The 14,587-nt window shown below is 69.1% G+C and carries 16 protein-coding genes; 6 read left to right on the top strand and 10 right to left on the bottom strand.

What is annotated here, in order from left to right; all coding sequences use genetic code 11:
• The first annotated feature begins 6 nt into the window (after positions 1-6).
• Positions 7-390 carry a VOC family protein gene (locus tag PYV00_RS18960; protein ID WP_275229865.1) on the top strand — a complete coding sequence of 128 codons (384 nt, stop codon included), beginning with the start codon at positions 7-9 and terminating at the stop codon, positions 388-390.
• Here the strand turns inward: PYV00_RS18960 and PYV00_RS18955 are convergent.
• The 6 genes from PYV00_RS18955 to rpe form a co-directional block, all read right to left on the bottom strand.
• Positions 387-845 carry a Fur family transcriptional regulator gene (locus tag PYV00_RS18955; protein ID WP_275229864.1) on the bottom strand — a complete coding sequence of 153 codons (459 nt, stop codon included), beginning with the start codon at positions 843-845 and terminating at the stop codon, positions 387-389. The two genes, PYV00_RS18960 and PYV00_RS18955, sit on opposite strands and share 4 nt — an antisense overlap.
• A gap of 35 nt (positions 846-880) precedes the next feature.
• A complete protein-coding gene (gene msrA, locus PYV00_RS18950; RefSeq protein WP_275229863.1) occupies positions 881-1,552 on the bottom strand; it encodes a peptide-methionine (S)-S-oxide reductase MsrA in 672 nt (223 codons plus the stop codon).
• Entirely contained in the window at positions 1,549-1,695 is a 147-nt protein-coding gene (locus PYV00_RS18945; protein WP_275229862.1) for a hypothetical protein, read from the bottom strand. Before PYV00_RS18945 ends, msrA begins: the two co-directional genes overlap by 4 nt.
• A 143-nt stretch (positions 1,696-1,838) precedes the next feature.
• Positions 1,839-3,431 carry a bifunctional phosphoribosylaminoimidazolecarboxamide formyltransferase/IMP cyclohydrolase gene (purH, locus tag PYV00_RS18940; protein WP_275229861.1) on the bottom strand — a complete coding sequence of 531 codons (1,593 nt, stop codon included), beginning with the start codon at positions 3,429-3,431 and terminating at the stop codon, positions 1,839-1,841.
• 147 nt (positions 3,432-3,578) lie between these two features.
• Positions 3,579-5,525, bottom strand: coding sequence for a heparinase II/III family protein (locus PYV00_RS18935; RefSeq protein ID WP_275229859.1), 1,947 nt, complete (start codon positions 5,523-5,525; stop codon positions 3,579-3,581).
• A 3-nt stretch (positions 5,526-5,528) separates the two neighbouring features.
• Positions 5,529-6,191: a ribulose-phosphate 3-epimerase gene (rpe, locus tag PYV00_RS18930; protein WP_275229858.1), complete on the bottom strand. Its 663-nt coding sequence runs from the start codon at positions 6,189-6,191 to the stop codon at positions 5,529-5,531.
• A 330-nt stretch (positions 6,192-6,521) separates the two neighbouring features.
• Between rpe and PYV00_RS18925 the strand changes: the two genes are divergently transcribed.
• Positions 6,522-7,013 carry a DUF2141 domain-containing protein gene (locus tag PYV00_RS18925; RefSeq protein WP_275229857.1) on the top strand — a complete coding sequence of 164 codons (492 nt, stop codon included), beginning with the start codon at positions 6,522-6,524 and terminating at the stop codon, positions 7,011-7,013.
• Here the strand turns inward: PYV00_RS18925 and PYV00_RS18920 are convergent.
• From PYV00_RS18920 to PYV00_RS18910, 3 genes are read right to left on the bottom strand one after another with little or no spacing between them, the layout of a single operon-like run.
• Positions 6,979-7,770, bottom strand: a complete 792-nt coding sequence (locus PYV00_RS18920; RefSeq protein ID WP_275229856.1) for a nucleotidyltransferase family protein — start codon at positions 7,768-7,770, stop codon at positions 6,979-6,981. The genes PYV00_RS18925 and PYV00_RS18920 overlap by 35 nt on opposite strands.
• On the bottom strand, positions 7,767-8,666 hold the full coding sequence (locus PYV00_RS18915) for a hypothetical protein (protein ID WP_275229855.1): 900 nt from the start codon (positions 8,664-8,666) through the stop codon (positions 7,767-7,769). Before PYV00_RS18915 ends, PYV00_RS18920 begins: the two co-directional genes overlap by 4 nt.
• Entirely contained in the window at positions 8,663-9,706 is a 1,044-nt protein-coding gene (locus PYV00_RS18910; protein ID WP_275229854.1) for a diacylglycerol/lipid kinase family protein, read from the bottom strand. The genes PYV00_RS18915 and PYV00_RS18910 overlap by 4 nt, the downstream gene beginning before the upstream one ends.
• Before the next feature lie 202 nt (positions 9,707-9,908).
• On the opposite strand from PYV00_RS18910, the gene PYV00_RS18905 reads away from it, so the two are divergent.
• Both PYV00_RS18905 and PYV00_RS18900 read left to right on the top strand, forming a co-directional pair.
• Positions 9,909-11,045 (top strand): CDP-alcohol phosphatidyltransferase family protein, encoded by a 1,137-nt coding sequence (locus tag PYV00_RS18905; protein ID WP_275229852.1) that lies wholly within the window; start codon positions 9,909-9,911, stop codon positions 11,043-11,045.
• Between the two features lies 1 nt (position 11,046).
• A complete protein-coding gene (locus PYV00_RS18900; protein WP_275229851.1) occupies positions 11,047-11,472 on the top strand; it encodes an HIT family protein in 426 nt (141 codons plus the stop codon).
• A 289-nt stretch (positions 11,473-11,761) separates the two neighbouring features.
• Here the strand turns inward: PYV00_RS18900 and PYV00_RS18895 are convergent, their stop codons facing one another.
• Positions 11,762-12,748, bottom strand: coding sequence for a GlxA family transcriptional regulator (locus tag PYV00_RS18895; RefSeq protein ID WP_275229850.1), 987 nt, complete (start codon positions 12,746-12,748; stop codon positions 11,762-11,764).
• A gap of 154 nt (positions 12,749-12,902) precedes the next feature.
• Here PYV00_RS18895 and PYV00_RS18890 point away from each other — a divergent pair, with 154 nt between their 5' ends.
• Together PYV00_RS18890 and PYV00_RS18885 are read left to right on the top strand one after the other, a co-directional pair.
• Complete coding sequence (locus PYV00_RS18890) at positions 12,903-13,730, top strand: alpha/beta fold hydrolase (RefSeq protein WP_275229849.1); 828 nt, start codon at positions 12,903-12,905, stop codon at positions 13,728-13,730.
• 59 nt (positions 13,731-13,789) lie between these two features.
• Positions 13,790-14,581: an SDR family NAD(P)-dependent oxidoreductase gene (locus tag PYV00_RS18885; protein ID WP_275229848.1), complete on the top strand. Its 792-nt coding sequence runs from the start codon at positions 13,790-13,792 to the stop codon at positions 14,579-14,581.
• Positions 14,582-14,587 lie beyond the last annotated feature (6 nt).

Below are 14,587 nucleotides of genomic sequence, written 5' to 3'. Positions count from 1 at the left end.
TTCGCGATGTCGGGACTTGGCGAGGCGCAGGCGATCAGTTTCGTGCTCACGGCCGACCGCGCCCGCGCGTGGCCGTTCTATGCCGAAACGTTGGGCTTGCCGGTGATCGCGCAAGACGATTTCGCGGTGACTTTCGCGCTGGCGGGCGGGGCCATTCTGCGCCTGACCGATTTGCCCGGCCATGCCGCGCAGGACCATACCGTGCTGGGCTGGAGCGTGCCCGATATCCGTGCGGCGGCGGCGGACCTGCGGGCAAGGGGCGTGACCTTCCGTATCTACGAAGGTTTCGGCCAGGACGCGGACGGTATCTGGGAAGCCCCCGGCGGCGGGGCGAAAGTCGCGTGGTTCTGCGATACGGACGGCAACGTGCTGAGCCTCACCGAATTCTAGCTGCAGGCCGCGCAAGTGCCGCGCAGTTCCACCACCGGGCGCACATCGGCAAAGCCAGCCTCGCGCGCGGCGGTGACGAGCGCGCCGGTCAGGCGATCGTCGTCGATGTGCACGGCCTGGCCGCAGATGTCGCAGATCAGGAAGATGCAGTCGTGCCGGCAGCCGGGATGGCTGTTGGCGACATAGGCATTGGCGCTTTCCACCCGCCGCGCCAGGTTGGTGCGCACGAACAGGTCGAGAATGCGGTAGACGCTGTTGGGCGCCACCCGCTTGCCGCGCGTCGTCGAAACGCTTTCGGCAAGGTCATAGGCGGACGCGGGGCGTTCGCGCGCGGCGAGCGCGGCGAAGACGTCGGCGCGCATTTCGGTCCACTGCTCGCCCGCGTCGGTCAGGGCGGCTCGGGCGGCATTGACGAGCTTGTCGCCCGAATGCTCCTGATGGGTGTGACTGGCCATGGCGCCAATATGGTCCCGCCGGGCCGGCTGTGCAATCAGCCCTTGGTGAAGGCGGCCTGGTAATAGCCGGGGTAAAGCGCCTTGAGGCCGGCCACCTTGGGCTGGTCCCAGCGCAGGATATAAGGATTGCGCGGGTTGGCGGCCATGAAATCCTGATGGTGCCGCTCGGCGGGGAAGAAGCCGCGATAGGATTCGATCCGCGTCACGATCGGCCGGCTCCACAGCCTGGCCTTGGCCAGTTGCGCCAGATAGGCGGTAGCGACCTGGCGCTGGCCGGCATCGAGCGGCACCAGCGCGGAGCGATACTGGGTGCCGATGTCGGGCCCTTGCCGGTTCAGCGTGGTCGGATCGGCGGCGACGGAAAAGAAGATCCGCAGCAATTCGTCATAGCGCACCACGGCCGGATCATAACGCACGCGCACCGCTTCGGCATGGCCGGTGGCGCCGCTGCTGACGCTGGCATAGTCGGCATCCTTGCCGGCGCCGCCGTGATAGCCCGAAACCACGCTGGTCACGCCCTTGACGTGGCTGAACACGCCTTCGACGCCCCAGAAGCAGCCGCCGGCGAAGATCGCGGTCCTGATGCCCTTGCCTTCGGCGGCGGTCAGCGCGGCGGCCGGCGCGCGCACCACGGTTTCGGCCGAGGCGGGCTGCTGGCAGGCGGCGGCCAGCGCGAGAAGCGGCAGGATGGCGCCGCCGCGCTTCATGGCGCGGGCGCGGCCTCGGCGGCGGGAACGATGCCGGAGGCGACCGGCTCCAGATCGCTGCCCAGCGTGGCGAAGACGATGAGCGCGCCGCCGACGAAACCGAGGGCGAAGAAGCGGTAGAAGTCGGCCTTGAAGAGTCCCATGAGGTGTCGTTCGCTTGGATGGTGCTGGGTTCGATGCGTGAACGGCGGCGTGGCGCTTTCTCGCTTTCGCCGATGTGAACATTGCCACGGTTCCGCCATGATTGCGGCGAACCGGGCGCTGTTGGCGACGAATCGCCCTGCGGTCAGTGGCGGAAGTGGCGCATCCCGGTGAACACCATGGCAAGCCCGGCCTCGTCGGCGGCCTTGATCACTTCCTCGTCGCGAATCGAGCCGCCCGGCTGGATCACGGCGGTGGCGCCCGCCTCGGCCGCGGCGAGCAAGCCGTCGGCGAAGGGGAAGAACGCGTCGGAGGCAACCGCGCTGCCGACCGTGCGCGGCGTGGCCCAGCCGTGGGTTTCGGCCGCTTCCTGCGCCTTCATCGCGGCGATCCGCGAGGAATCGCGCCGGTTCATCTGGCCCGCGCCGATGCCGGCGGTGACGCCGTCCCTGGCATAGACGATGGCGTTGGACTTGACGTGCTTGGCCACGGTCCAGGCGAACAGGCAGTCTTCCAGCTCCTGTTCGGTCGGCTGGCGCTTGCTGACCACCTTGAGCATGTCGCGCGTGACATGGCCGTTGTCGCGATCCTGGATCAGCACGCCGCCGGCGATCACCGTCACCGACTGGCCGCCGCGCCGCGCATTGGGCAGGCCATCGACCAGCAGCAGGCGCAGGTTCTTCTTCTTCGAGAATGCCGCGATCGCCGCGTCGTCGGCGCCGGGCGCCACCACGACTTCGGTGAAGATCTTGCAGATCGCCTCGGCCGTGGGCCCGTCAAGCGGCACGTTGGTGGCGACGATGCCGCCGAACGCCGAGACCGAATCGCAGGCGAGCGCTTCCTCCCAGGCTTCGAGCAGGGTCGCGCGGGTGGCGACGCCGCAAGGGTTGGCGTGCTTGACGATGACGACGCTGGGCGGCGCGCCGGCGAATTCCGCCGCCAGTTCAAGCGCGGCGTTGGCATCGTTGTAGTTGTTGTACGAAAGCTCCTTGCCCTGAAGCTGGCGCGCCTGCCCGATGCCTTGCGCGGCCGGGCCGATCGCCCTGTAGAGCGCGGCTTCCTGGTGCGGGTTCTCGCCATAGCGCAGCGTCGTCACCAGCGAGGAGGCGATCGTGCGGGTGGCGGGGAATTTCTCGGGCTGGTCGGCGTTCTGGAACCAGCCGGCGATGGTCGAATCGTAAGCGGCGGTCGCGGCGAAAGCCTTCGAGGCCATGCGCTTGCGGAAGGCGAGCGAGGTGGCGCCGTCCGCCGCGTCCAGCTCGGCCAGCAGCGCGGGGTAATCGGCCGGATCGGTCAGGATCGTGACATAGGCGTGGTTCTTCGCCGCCGAACGCACCATCGAAGGGCCGCCGATGTCGATATTCTCGATCACCTCGTCACGGTCCGCGCCGCGCATCACGGTGGCGAGGAAGGGATAGAGATTGACCACGACCAGGTCGATCGCGCCGATCGCGTGCTCGGCCATGGCGGCGGCGTGCTCGGGATTGTCGCGCACCGCCAGCAGGCCGCCGTGGACCATAGGGTGCAGCGTCTTGACCCGGCCATCCATCATCTCGGGAAAGCCGGTGACGTCCGAAATGTCCTTCACCGCAAGGCCCGCGTCGCGCAGTGCCCTGGCCGTGCCGCCGGTGGAGACCAGCTCGACCCCGCGCTCGCTCAGCGCCCGGCCGAGTTCGGCCAGCCCCGACTTGTCGGACACGGAAAGCAGGGCGCGGCGAATGGTCACGGAATCGGTCATGGGGCAGATCCTCTTGTGCGGGATGTGGCGCGCGCTCTAGGTCGGGAAGGGCTGGCGGGCAAGGCGCGGGGCCGAAGTTTTAGGCGGTATCGCGCCGGGCGCGGCCATGACATGCGCCGTGGCCCTGCCGCACCGGCTCGCGACTGTTCATCCCATCTTCTTGAGAAGCCAGCCGAAATTCCCGCCGCCGCGCGATACCAGGCCTTGCAGCACCAGTTGCTGCGTCGCGATCGGGCGGCCCTGGCCGTCCACCCACAGGCTGTCTTCCACCGCCACGTCGCCCGATCCGGCGCGGAATTGCCAGTAGCTGCCGTCGGGCAGGGCCAGCCCGGCGCCGTGGCCGTCTTCCGAAACGCGGACGTCGATGCCGGGGCCCAGGTGGAAGCGGATGGCGAAGCCCACCTTGCCGCGCTTGCCCTTGCGCCCGGTCGGCACCAGCAGATCCTCGCCGCGCAGCTCGGTGCCGGCATCGCGCAGGATCAGGATGCGCCGGTGCGTCAGCCCATAGCGCGCGGCATAGCCGTTGTGGCTCGCTTCCAGCCGGGTGGCCGCGCCGCCGCCGTCGCTTTCCAGCGTGCGGCGATCGACATCGACTTCGGACACGCCCGAGCCGATCATGCCGTTGATCAGCACGGCGGTGGAATTGGCATCGTCCAGCGTCAGCGTCGAATGCGCCGCCGTGGCGCGCAGCCCCTGTTCGAGCCGCACCGGCACCAGCCCGCCGGCACAGGCCGCGCCGCCGCAATTGACGATCAGCCGGTGGCCACCATGCGAAAGCTCGAAGGCCAGCGTGGAGGCGCAGCCATAGCGCGCGTGGCGCGGCATCGGCGGCGGGGCGGTGTCGAACTGGAGGATCGCCTTTTGCGCCACCACCCGCTGATAGCCCCATTGCCGCACGTCGCGCAGCGGCCGGGTGCGCACGCCGCTCGCCTCGATCAGCGCGGCGACCTCGTCGGCGCCGACCGCCCCGGCGCCTTGCCACGAGCCGAGCGAGCCATCGCCGTGGGTCAGCGCCAGCAGCGGCGGTACCAGCATCGCCAGCATGGCCTCGATCGCCTCGGGCGCGTCGCGTCGCGTCGCGTGGTAGCAGGCGCGCAGCTTCACCAGCAGGGTGATCGCTTCCATCTGCGCCAGCGGGCTGCGCGACAGCACGCCGCCATCATCGCCGACCAGCTCGCCCAGCGCCTTCATCAGCCCGGCCTCGCCATAAAGGCGGCGCGGACGCCCGTCGGGCAGCAGCAGGCCGGCTGCGACGATCGCGCACCAGCCCGAGACTTCGGCCAGACCGTCCTCGGCATGGTGCACGTTGCGATCGAGCCAGCGCGCGGTCTCGCCCAGCACGCGCAGCGTGCTCGATCGCAGCGCCTTGTCGCCCGAAAGGATCAGCGGGGCATGGACCAGCCAGTTGAGCAGGCGCATCCCGGTGTTGCCCACGCTCCACGCCGGGCCCTTGCCGGGCTTGCCCGGCGGCTTCGGATTGGCCTGGAGCCATGCCGCCAGGATACGCTCGGCGATCGGCCCGCCCTGCTCGCGCGTGACGCAGGCTTCAAGGTCGGCCAGCCAGGCGAAGGAATGGACCACGCGTTCCAGCGGCGGGGTGACGCGCGCGGCGCCGTTGTAATCGATCTGCGCGATCGGCGTCTTGGCGCCGTGGACCAGGAAATGCCCGGCCCTCAGCGCCGTGCCGGCAACCCGGCTGCCGGGCAGCGGATTGCGCACGGTGGCCAGCAGCCGGGGCTTGACCTTCTTGCCCATCGGCGAGGTGAGGAACGAGCCGGGCACGCCCATGCGATAGGCCAGCCGGATCAGCCGCTCACCCGCGCCGACGGCGGGCGGCGCGAAATCGGCGAGGGCCAGCGAGCGGCCGGGCTCGATCACTTCGCCCTGGCCCGGGGCCATGTCGTCCTCCGGCCGGGGCGTGGCGGCCTTACCCTGCGCCGCGATCATGTCCTGCGCCGCGATCATCTCCGGCGCGTTTGCCTCCGCCTTGCCGACCTCGTCCAGAACGCCCTCCTCGGCTCCTTGCGCCAGGGGAACCGCCCGGGCCGGCCGCCGCGCCTGAGCCTTGCGCCTGGTGCGGACGGGTGCGGCCATATCCTATCCCATTCCCTTGAGCGCGGCGATGTTCCGCGCGTATTGCCCTGGCCCGCCCCGGAACGTCGCGGTGCCGGCAACCAGCACGTCGGCGCCGGCCGAGACGCAGTCCCCGGCGGTCGCGCGGTCCACCCCGCCATCGACTTCCAGCCGGATGTCGCGCCCGGACTTGTCGATCATCTTGCGCACCGCCTCGATCTTGCGGAGCTGGCTGGCGATGAAGCTCTGCCCGCCGAAGCCGGGGTTGACGCTCATCACCAGCACCAGGTCGATCTCGTCGATCAGGTAGTCCAGCATCTTGGCCGGAGTCGCGGGATTGAGCGAAATGCCCGCCTGCTTGCCCAGCGCCTTGATCGCCTGCACCGTGCGGTGGACGTGCGGGCCGGATTCGGGATGGACGGTGATGATGTCCGCGCCCGCCTCGGCGAAAGCCTCAAGGTAGGGGTCGACCGGGGCGATCATCAGGTGCACGTCGAACGGCTTGGCGGTGTGCGGGCGCAAGGCCTTGACCACGCCGGGCCCGATGGTGATGTTGGGCACGAAATGGCCGTCCATCACGTCGACATGGATCCAGTCGGCGCCGGCCTCGTCGATGGCGCGAATTTCCTCGCCGAGACGCGCGAAGTCAGCGGACAGGATAGAGGGTGAAATGAGCGGGACGACCATGTCGGGAAAACGGCTCCTTTCAGAAGCGATTAAACATCGCCGCGCGGGGCGACAAGCAGCCGGCCGCGCGTTTTCCACACGCTGATTTACGTGATCGCCCTGATCGGCCGATATGCGCGCCAGAGCGAAGGGCTGGGTGCGACGGAACGAGGCGCGCGTGGCCACACGCGCAATTCAGTTCCTATTCACGGCGTGAATCCTAGATCGCGCAACATGAAAACGGAAGATGCCGGCGCCGCTGGGCGCGGCCGACGCTTCGTCGCCGCTTTGTCATCCACAAAGGACATGGGTAACACGATGACTTCGACCTTTCCGAAGGGATCGGGAGCAATGAAGAGGTATTTCGCCGCCGGCGCGCTCGCGCTCGGCGCTTTCGGGCTTGCCACCGCCGCCCCGGCGGCCGCGCAGTATCGCCAGGAGATCCGCAACGATCCCGGCAAGTGCGTGGCCGGCGGCGGGCCCGCGGTGATGGTGACGGTGGATGGCATCAAGTCGTCCGCGGGCAAGCTGCGCGTCCAGTCCTATCGCGCCACGGCGGCCGACTGGCTGGCCAAGGGCCGCTGGATCTATCGCATCGAAGCGCCGGCCAGGGCCGGGACGATGACTTTCTGTATGCCGGTGCCGGCGGCGGGCAGCTATGGCATCGCCGTGCGCCACGATATCAACGGCAATGGCGAGACCGAGATCACCACCGACGGCGGCGGCATGTCGAACAACCCGAGCATCAATATCTTCAATCTCGGCAAGCCGAGCTATGCCAAGACCGCGATCGCGGTGGGGCCGGGCGTCAAGTCGATCCGCATCCAGATGAAATACATGTGATCGCCGGCCGCGCGGCGACCAGGCGCCGCACGTCCGCCAGATCCTCCACCTTGTCGACATCGACGGCCGCCAGGCCGTCGCGCGCGGGCACGGCGCAGGCCGTCAGGCCGACGCGCCGGCCCAGCCGGGCCAGCGCATCGTTCAGTGTCAGCCTGCCGCGCGCATAATCGAACAGGGTGCGCAGCCCCAGCCGCATCGCGATCCGCCAGGGCCGCTTGCGATCCGCCTCCACCGCCGACCAGGTCTCGATCGCCGGCCAGGCGCGCGGCGTGGCCAGCAGGAACAGGTTGCAGCCCGACCATTCGCCATCGGCAAAGCGCATGTAGGTGCGCCGGCTGCCGGGCATCGCCCGCTCGATCGCCTCGCGCCGGGCCATCAGCACCGCGACGTCGGCGCCGGGCGGCGTATCGTCCAGGAACCCGGCGATCCACCGGCCTTCCAGCAAGGCGTGATCGGCGGTGGTGACGAGCATCGGCGCGCCATAGCGGGTGAAGGCGGCGGCGACGCTGGCGCTGGGCCCTTCGGCCGAAGGCAGCACCTCGCAGCCCAGATCGGCGGCCAGCGCGGCCACTTGCGCGTCCCCGGTCGCGACCACGCAGGCGATGATCCCCGCCTCGCGCACCGCCGCCACCACGCGCGCGAGCATCGCCTGCCCGTCCACTTCGACCAGCGACTTGTGCGAGAGGCCTTCGGCCCTGGCCACCGGATCGGGCACGCCCGGCCGCGAGCCGGCGAGCACCAGCGCGGTTGGCGTCACGCCCGCGCCCGCCTGGCGCGCCACACCCGCCACAGCACGCCGGGCGCCGCCAGCACGGGGTGGCGTTCGCGCCACGGGGTCAGCGGCACCGGCACGCCGGTATGCCGCTCGATCTTCCAGGCGGCGTAGCGGGCCGCGCCATCGAACGTGGTCGAGGCCCGCAGCAGCCGCGCGAAGTTGTAGGGCTTGCCCAGCCTCTGCCGCCGCCGCCACCAGCGCAGCGTCCGCAGGCGCTGAGCGGGCGAAAGCTCGGGGCGGATCACGCCTTGCGGCCCGCGCGCGAAGCCGATCCCGCCGGCGATCAGCGCCAGGGGCAGCAGCCCGTCGAAATGCCCGCGATTGGCGGAAAGGATCGAATCCTCGCGCCCCGCCTTCTCGACGCGGAACTCGGCGGCGTAAGTCGCGCGGAACAGCGCGCGCCAGTAGGCATCGGGCGTCGCCGCCTCGGGCCCGAGCGCGACGGCGAGCCGCGCGGCGGTGCAGGCGGCCAGGCCCACGGCTTCGGCCACGCGCTCCGCCGCCGCCTCGTCCCGCGCCCAGGCCAGCGCGCTGGGCTGGACGAAGCGGGCCCAGATCGTGGTGTCGAGCAGGCGGCCGGCGGCGGCCTCGCGAAAGGTGGCCAGCGCCATCGTCGCGACCTTGGCGCGCAGCGTTACGCCGCCGTGGTCCCGCTCGTGATAGCTGACGCGCGGCCAGATGCCGGTTTCCACCGGCCCGTCGCACAGCACGTAGAAATCGAGCACGCCGTCAAGCGCGCCGGTGCGCAGGTTCGAACCGTAGAACAGCACCGCCAGCGCATCCGCGTCCGCGGCCAGCGCCGTGGCGAACGCGCTCACCGGCGGGGCGACCGGCCGGGACAGCGCGGCGGCGATCCGCGCATCGAGCGTTCCGGTCATGGCACCACGAAAGTGAGCTGCGGACCTTCGTCAAGGATATAGCGGCCCGCGGGAAAGGCTTCGCCATCAAGGATGAACGGGCCGCCCAGATCAAGCTCGATCTTGCCGGTGGCCAGGCGGTGCGCGCCGTTGCGGCCGATAAGGCGCTCGCCCAGCCCCAGCAGGATCACCGGCAGCATGGCCATGACCAGGCGCGAGGGCCAGTCGATCACGCCCAGCTTCAGGCCGGGGGCGGGGTGGCGGCCGAAGGGGCGGGCGCCCAGCGGAAACTTCTCGAAGGTGGTGGCCACGGCCAGGAAGCGCTCGTCCGCGCGGCCCCGGCCGTTGTGCGGCAATTCGCGGCCGGTCAGCCGGTCGATGATGCGCATCGGCGTGCGCGCGCGCCAGGGATTGCCCTTGCGCCCGAAAATGGTCTGCGCGATGCCCCACAGCACCGTCAGCGCCACGGCGAAGCTGTTGAACGCGCCGCGCCGGTGGGCTTCCTGCCCCACTTCGGTGGCGAGCGTGAACGCGCCCGCGCCCAGGATGAAGCCTTGCGCCAGGCCGCCCGCGCCATCGGCAGGCGTGATCCGCAGCGGCCGGCGGCGCACGGTGTTGCCATTGCGCACGGCGATCAGCGCTTCGGTGAGCGACCAGTGGTTGGGCAGGCCCAGATCGACGGTCAGCGCGTTGGTCTTGCCCTTGGGCAGCACGGCCAGCTTGGGCCAGGTATCGCCGAAGATGTCGACGCCGCAGCTCAGCACGTCACGCACGGTGCCGTCACCGCCATCGACCACGAGGAAATCGATCCCGCGCCGGGCGAATTCCTCAAGGCATTCGCGCAGCGCCTCGCGCGAGCGGGGCGTGCGCGTCAGGATGTTCGAGCATTCGGCCAGTTCGGGCGCGTTGCGCTTGTTGCGGTGGCTGCGCGGGTTGCGCACGATGCCCACCAGCGGCACGGCCCGGCCGCGCGGGACATAGCGCGAAGGCCGCGGATTTCCCCTCGGTTCGGGCTGCTCGAACAGGCGCAGCGTTTCAAGTTCGTGGATCGTTCCGTGCACGGCAAAAGCTACTTAGTGCCGAATAAGCGGAAAATCATCAGGAAAACCGAATCTGACAAGCCACTGTTACACATTTGTTGCAAATGGCGGCGCTCCATGGTGGTTTCGTGAACCGCGTTTGTACCCCGCGCGGGCAGGCGCGAGGCGCGCGCCAGGGGGCCACGATTGTCAGCGGCGAGCGGCTCGACTACGTGCGACGGCCATGGTGGAACAAGCGCAAGCGCTGCCGGTCGAAACGATCGGCGAGAACCCGACCCGGCTCTGGGGCCTGACGATGCCCGAGCGCGTGCGCCGCATCGCCCGCGCGGCGGGGCTGGCGACATCGGCCGGGGCCGCGCCGGGCCCCCGGCTGCTGGCCAACGCGGCCTTCGCCTTCGATCCCTCGTGGCTGCGCGAGTTCCTGGCCCGGCCCGGCGCGGTGCTGACGCTGGGCGGCGTGCCTGCGCTGGCCCATGCCCGCGATGCCGGCGAGGCGGCGCGGATCGGGGCGGCCATGCGTGACGGCGCGCCGCTGGCCGATGCCGCCGGGCTGGAAATGATCGCGTTCGAGGACGGCCCGACCATCGAGAACAAGCAGCTCAGGAAGCGCGAGACGCCGTTCCTGATGCCGCTGCGCCCGGATACGGTGCGCGCGTTGGAGCGGGCGAGCTATTTCGGCGCCTACAAGGGCGTTACCGATCTGCTCACCAAGTACCTGTGGCCCGAATGGGCGCTGGTGCTGACGCGCATCGCCGCGAAGCTGGGCATCACCCCCAATATGGTGACGGCGGCGGGCGCGCTGCTGTGCGTGATCGCCACCTGGTGCTTTGCCGATGGCCGCTATTGGCTGGGCATGGCGCTCGGCCTCGTGTTCATGGTGTTCGATACGGTGGACGGCAAGCTCGCGCGCTGCACGATCACCTCGTCGAAATGGGGCAACGTGTTCGATCATGGCATCGACCTGGTCCACCCGCCGTTCTGGTGGTGGTTCTGGGCGACCGGCTTGGCGACCTGGGGCCTGGCCTATGATACCGTGACGTTCTGGTGGGTGCAGGGCGCGATCCAGGGCGGCTATCTGGTCCAGCGGCTGATCGAGGGTGTGTTCATGCGCCAGAACGGGATGATGCACATCCACGTCTGGCGCCGGTTCGACAGCCGGTTCCGCCTGATCACCGCGCGCCGCAATCCGAACATGGTGATCCTGTTCGTCGCCACGCTGCTTGCGCGGCCCGACCTCGGCCTGATCGCGGTGGCGTGGTGGACGGCGATCTCCTGCGTGGTCCACGCGGTGCGGCTGGTGCAGGCCTGGATCGTGCGGGCGCGCGGAGGTACGATCACCTCGTGGCTGGCGGAGGGCTGAAATGAACGAGACGATCGCAAGGTTCGGCTTCCCGGCAACGCTGGTGGCAGAGTTCGAACATTGGGTCGTGCTCGCCCGCCCGGCGCAGCCGACGCTGGGCTCGCTGGTGCTGGCGGCGAAATCGGATGCGACCGCGTTCGGCGATCTTCCCGCCGGGGCCCATGCCGAGCTGAAGCCGGCGGCCGCCGCGATCGAGGCCGCGCTTACGCGAGCGGTGGATTACGCGAAGCTCAACTACCTGATGCTGATGATGGTGGACCCCCATGTCCACTTCCACGTCATCCCGCGCTACGAAGGCGCGCGCGAATGGCGCGGCCGTGAATTCGTCGATTGCGGTTGGCCCAAGGTGCCCGATCTCGGCCACGCGGTGACGCTGGAAGGCGTGGATCTGGCCGCGCTGGTGACGTGGCTGAAGGGGGGCTTCTAGGCTGTCGTCAGGGCTCGGCCGTACCTGTTGCTCCCCGTCATGCTGAACTGGTTTCAGCATCGGGTGATTATTCCCTTCGGACACGTACTTCTTCCCCCGTCATCCCGGGCTTGACCCGGGATCCCGCTTCTCCCGCTACATCGGCAAAGGCAGCGCGGCCCCGGGTCAAGCCCGGGGCGACGAATGTGCCTACGTGTTCGAAGGGGATAATTCCCAAACGAGTTCAAGGTGACGTTTTTTGGGGAGGCGTTTGGTCGCTCTCCAGAACACCCGCGACCGACCGCCTTGGTTACGCCGCCACTGCCAGATCGGCGCCCGAATGGAAGCGGTTGCGGTATTCGCCCGGCGACAGGCCGAGGATGCGCTGGAACACGCGCCGGAACGCGGAGGAATCCTCATAGCCGACCGACCAGGCGATCTGGTCGATCGAGCGCCTGGTGAATTCCAGCAGTTCGCGCGCCTTGCCGATGCGCAAGTGCTGGACGTATTCGGTGGGCTTCATGCCTGTCGCCGCCTTGAACCGGCGCAGGAACGTGCGTTCCTCCAGCCCCGCCGTCCCGGCCATGTCGGTGACGTTGACGCCGATGCCGGACCTGGCCTGCAGCCAGTGCTGCACCTTGACGATCGGCTCGTCCCCGTGCGTCAGGCGCGGGACGAAGCGGCTGTAGTGGCGCTGCTCGCGCCCGGCGGGGTCGACCAGCAGGAACTTGGCGGTCTCGATCATCACGGTCGGCCCCAGCAGGCGATCGACAAGGCGGATGCCAAGGTCGGTCCAGGCCATCAGCCCGCCCGCCGTGATGATGTCGCCATCCTCGATCACCATACGGTCGGGATCGAGCAGGACTTCGGGAAAACGCTCGCGAAAGGCTTCGGCGAAGAGCCAGTGCGTGGTCGCGGGGCGGCCCGAGAGCAGCCCGGTGGCCGCCAGCAGGAAAGCGCCGCCGCAGTTCGAGGCGAGCGTGGTGCCGCGCGCGTGGCGATCGAGCAGCCAGCGCGCATAGGGCGCCGATTCCTCAAGGCCCGGCGGGCCGGTCAGCCGCCCCGGCACGATCAGCACGTCGGGCTCGCCCGACTTGCCGCGATCGGTGTCGTACTGGCGCGTGACATCGCCGCATTCGTCGATGATCCAGTGGCTGACCCGCACGCGCGGCCCGCCGCGCTCGACCGAGAAGGTCGAGGCGATCGCCAGCAAGTCGGTCATGCCGTGGACCATCGCCATCTGGCATTGCCGATAGAGCACCAGGCCCACTTCGGCCTCCGGCTTGTCCGCCGCCATCGCCGCTTCCCCTTGTGGTTTGCGGGCCTGCTTCGGCCCTTTGTCAGTTTCGGCCCGGTCAATGTCGGTTCCGCCAATCCCGCGCCCGCCGGAGCCAAGGTACTTCCGATCTCACCGGGCGCAAGGCCGCCCTTGAGCAACAGGAGATACCCAGATGACCACGATCACCACCAGCGATGGAACCCGCATCTTCTACAAGGACTGGGGCGCCAAGGATGCCCAGCCCATCGTCTTCTCGCACGGCTGGCCGCTTTCGGCCGACGCGTGGGACGCGCAGATGGTGTTCTTCGCCAATCAGGGCTTCCGCACCATCGCCCACGACCGCCGCAGCCATGGCCGCTCGGACCAGGTCTGGGCCGACAACACCATGGACCAGTACGCCGACGACCTTGCCGAACTGATCGAGCAGCTCGATCTGCATGACGTGGTCCTGGTCGGCCACTCGACCGGCGGCGGCGAAGTGACCCGCTACGTTGGCCGGCACGGCACGGCGCGCGTCGCCAAGGTCGCGCTGATCGGCGCGGTGCCGCCGCTGATGCTCAAGACCGAGGCCAATCCCGGCGGCTTGCCGATCGATGCCTTCGACGCGATCCGCAAGGGCACGTACGACAACCGCAGCCAGTTCTTCCATGACCTCACGATCCCGTTCTACGGCTACAATCGCGAAGGCGCGGTCATTTCCGAAGGGACCCGGCTGGAGTTCTGGCGCGAGGGCATGATGGGCGGCCTCAAGGGTCAGCTCGACAGCATCCGCGCCTTCTCGGAGAGCGATTTCCACACCGACCTTGCCAAGTTCGACGTGCCCACGCTCGTCCTCCATGGCGATGACGACCAGATCGTGCCGATCGGCGCTTCGGCGCTCGAAACGGTCAAGATCGTCAAGGGCGCCAGGCTCGTGGTCTATGAAGGCGCCGACCATGGCCTGACTGCAACGCACCAGGATCGCTTCAACGCCGATCTGCTCGACTTCATCCGCGAATGACGGCATTCTGGCGGTGGGTCGCCGCCGCCAGAATCTCCCACCCCCGAAGGAGATTACCCATGACCAAGCAGACCTTTCTCGTCACCGGCGCGTCCGACGGCATCGGCGCGATCTATGCCGATCGCCTCGCCCGGCGCGGCCATGACCTCGTCCTCGTCGCCCGCCGCGCCGACAAGCTGGCCGAACTGGCCGACCGGCTCCACGCCGAAACCGGCGTGACGGTCGACGTGGTCAGCGCCGATCTGGCCAAGATCGAAGACCTCGCCCGGATCGAGGCGCGGCTGCGCGATGACGCGGCGATCACCGGCCTCGTCAACAATGCCGGCATCGCCAACGAAGGTTCGATCCTCGATGCCGATCCCGATTACCTTTCGGGCATGATCGACCTCAACGTGCGGGCGGTCACGCGGCTTTCGGCGGCGATCGCGCCGCGTCTTGCCGCGGCCGGCACCGGCACGATCGTCAACATCACCTCGGTCACCGCGCTGATGCCCGATGGCTTCACGGCGGTCTATCCGGCGACCAAGGCCTATGTCCTGGCCTTTACCGAAGCCTTGCAGGCCGAACTGGGGCCGAAGGGCGTGCGCGTGCAGGCGGTGCTGCCGGGGATCACCCGCACCGCGATCTGGACCGAGGAGAAGCTGGCCACGCTGCCCGCGCACATGGTGATGCTGGTCGACGAGATGGTCGACGCCGCGCTGGCCGGGCTCGACCTGGGCGAGACGATCACGATCCCCGCGCTGCCCGACATGGCCGCTTACACCGCCTACATCGCCGCACGCGCCGCGCTGCGGCCCAACCTTTCGCTTGCCCATGCCGCGCCGCGCTACGGCGTCGCGGCGGCCGTCTGAAACAGG

The organism is Novosphingobium album (ex Liu et al. 2023), from assembly GCF_029076845.1.
GTDB lineage: Bacteria > Pseudomonadota > Alphaproteobacteria > Sphingomonadales > Sphingomonadaceae > Novosphingobium.
This window is presented reverse-complemented; position numbering and strand designations above follow the sequence as displayed.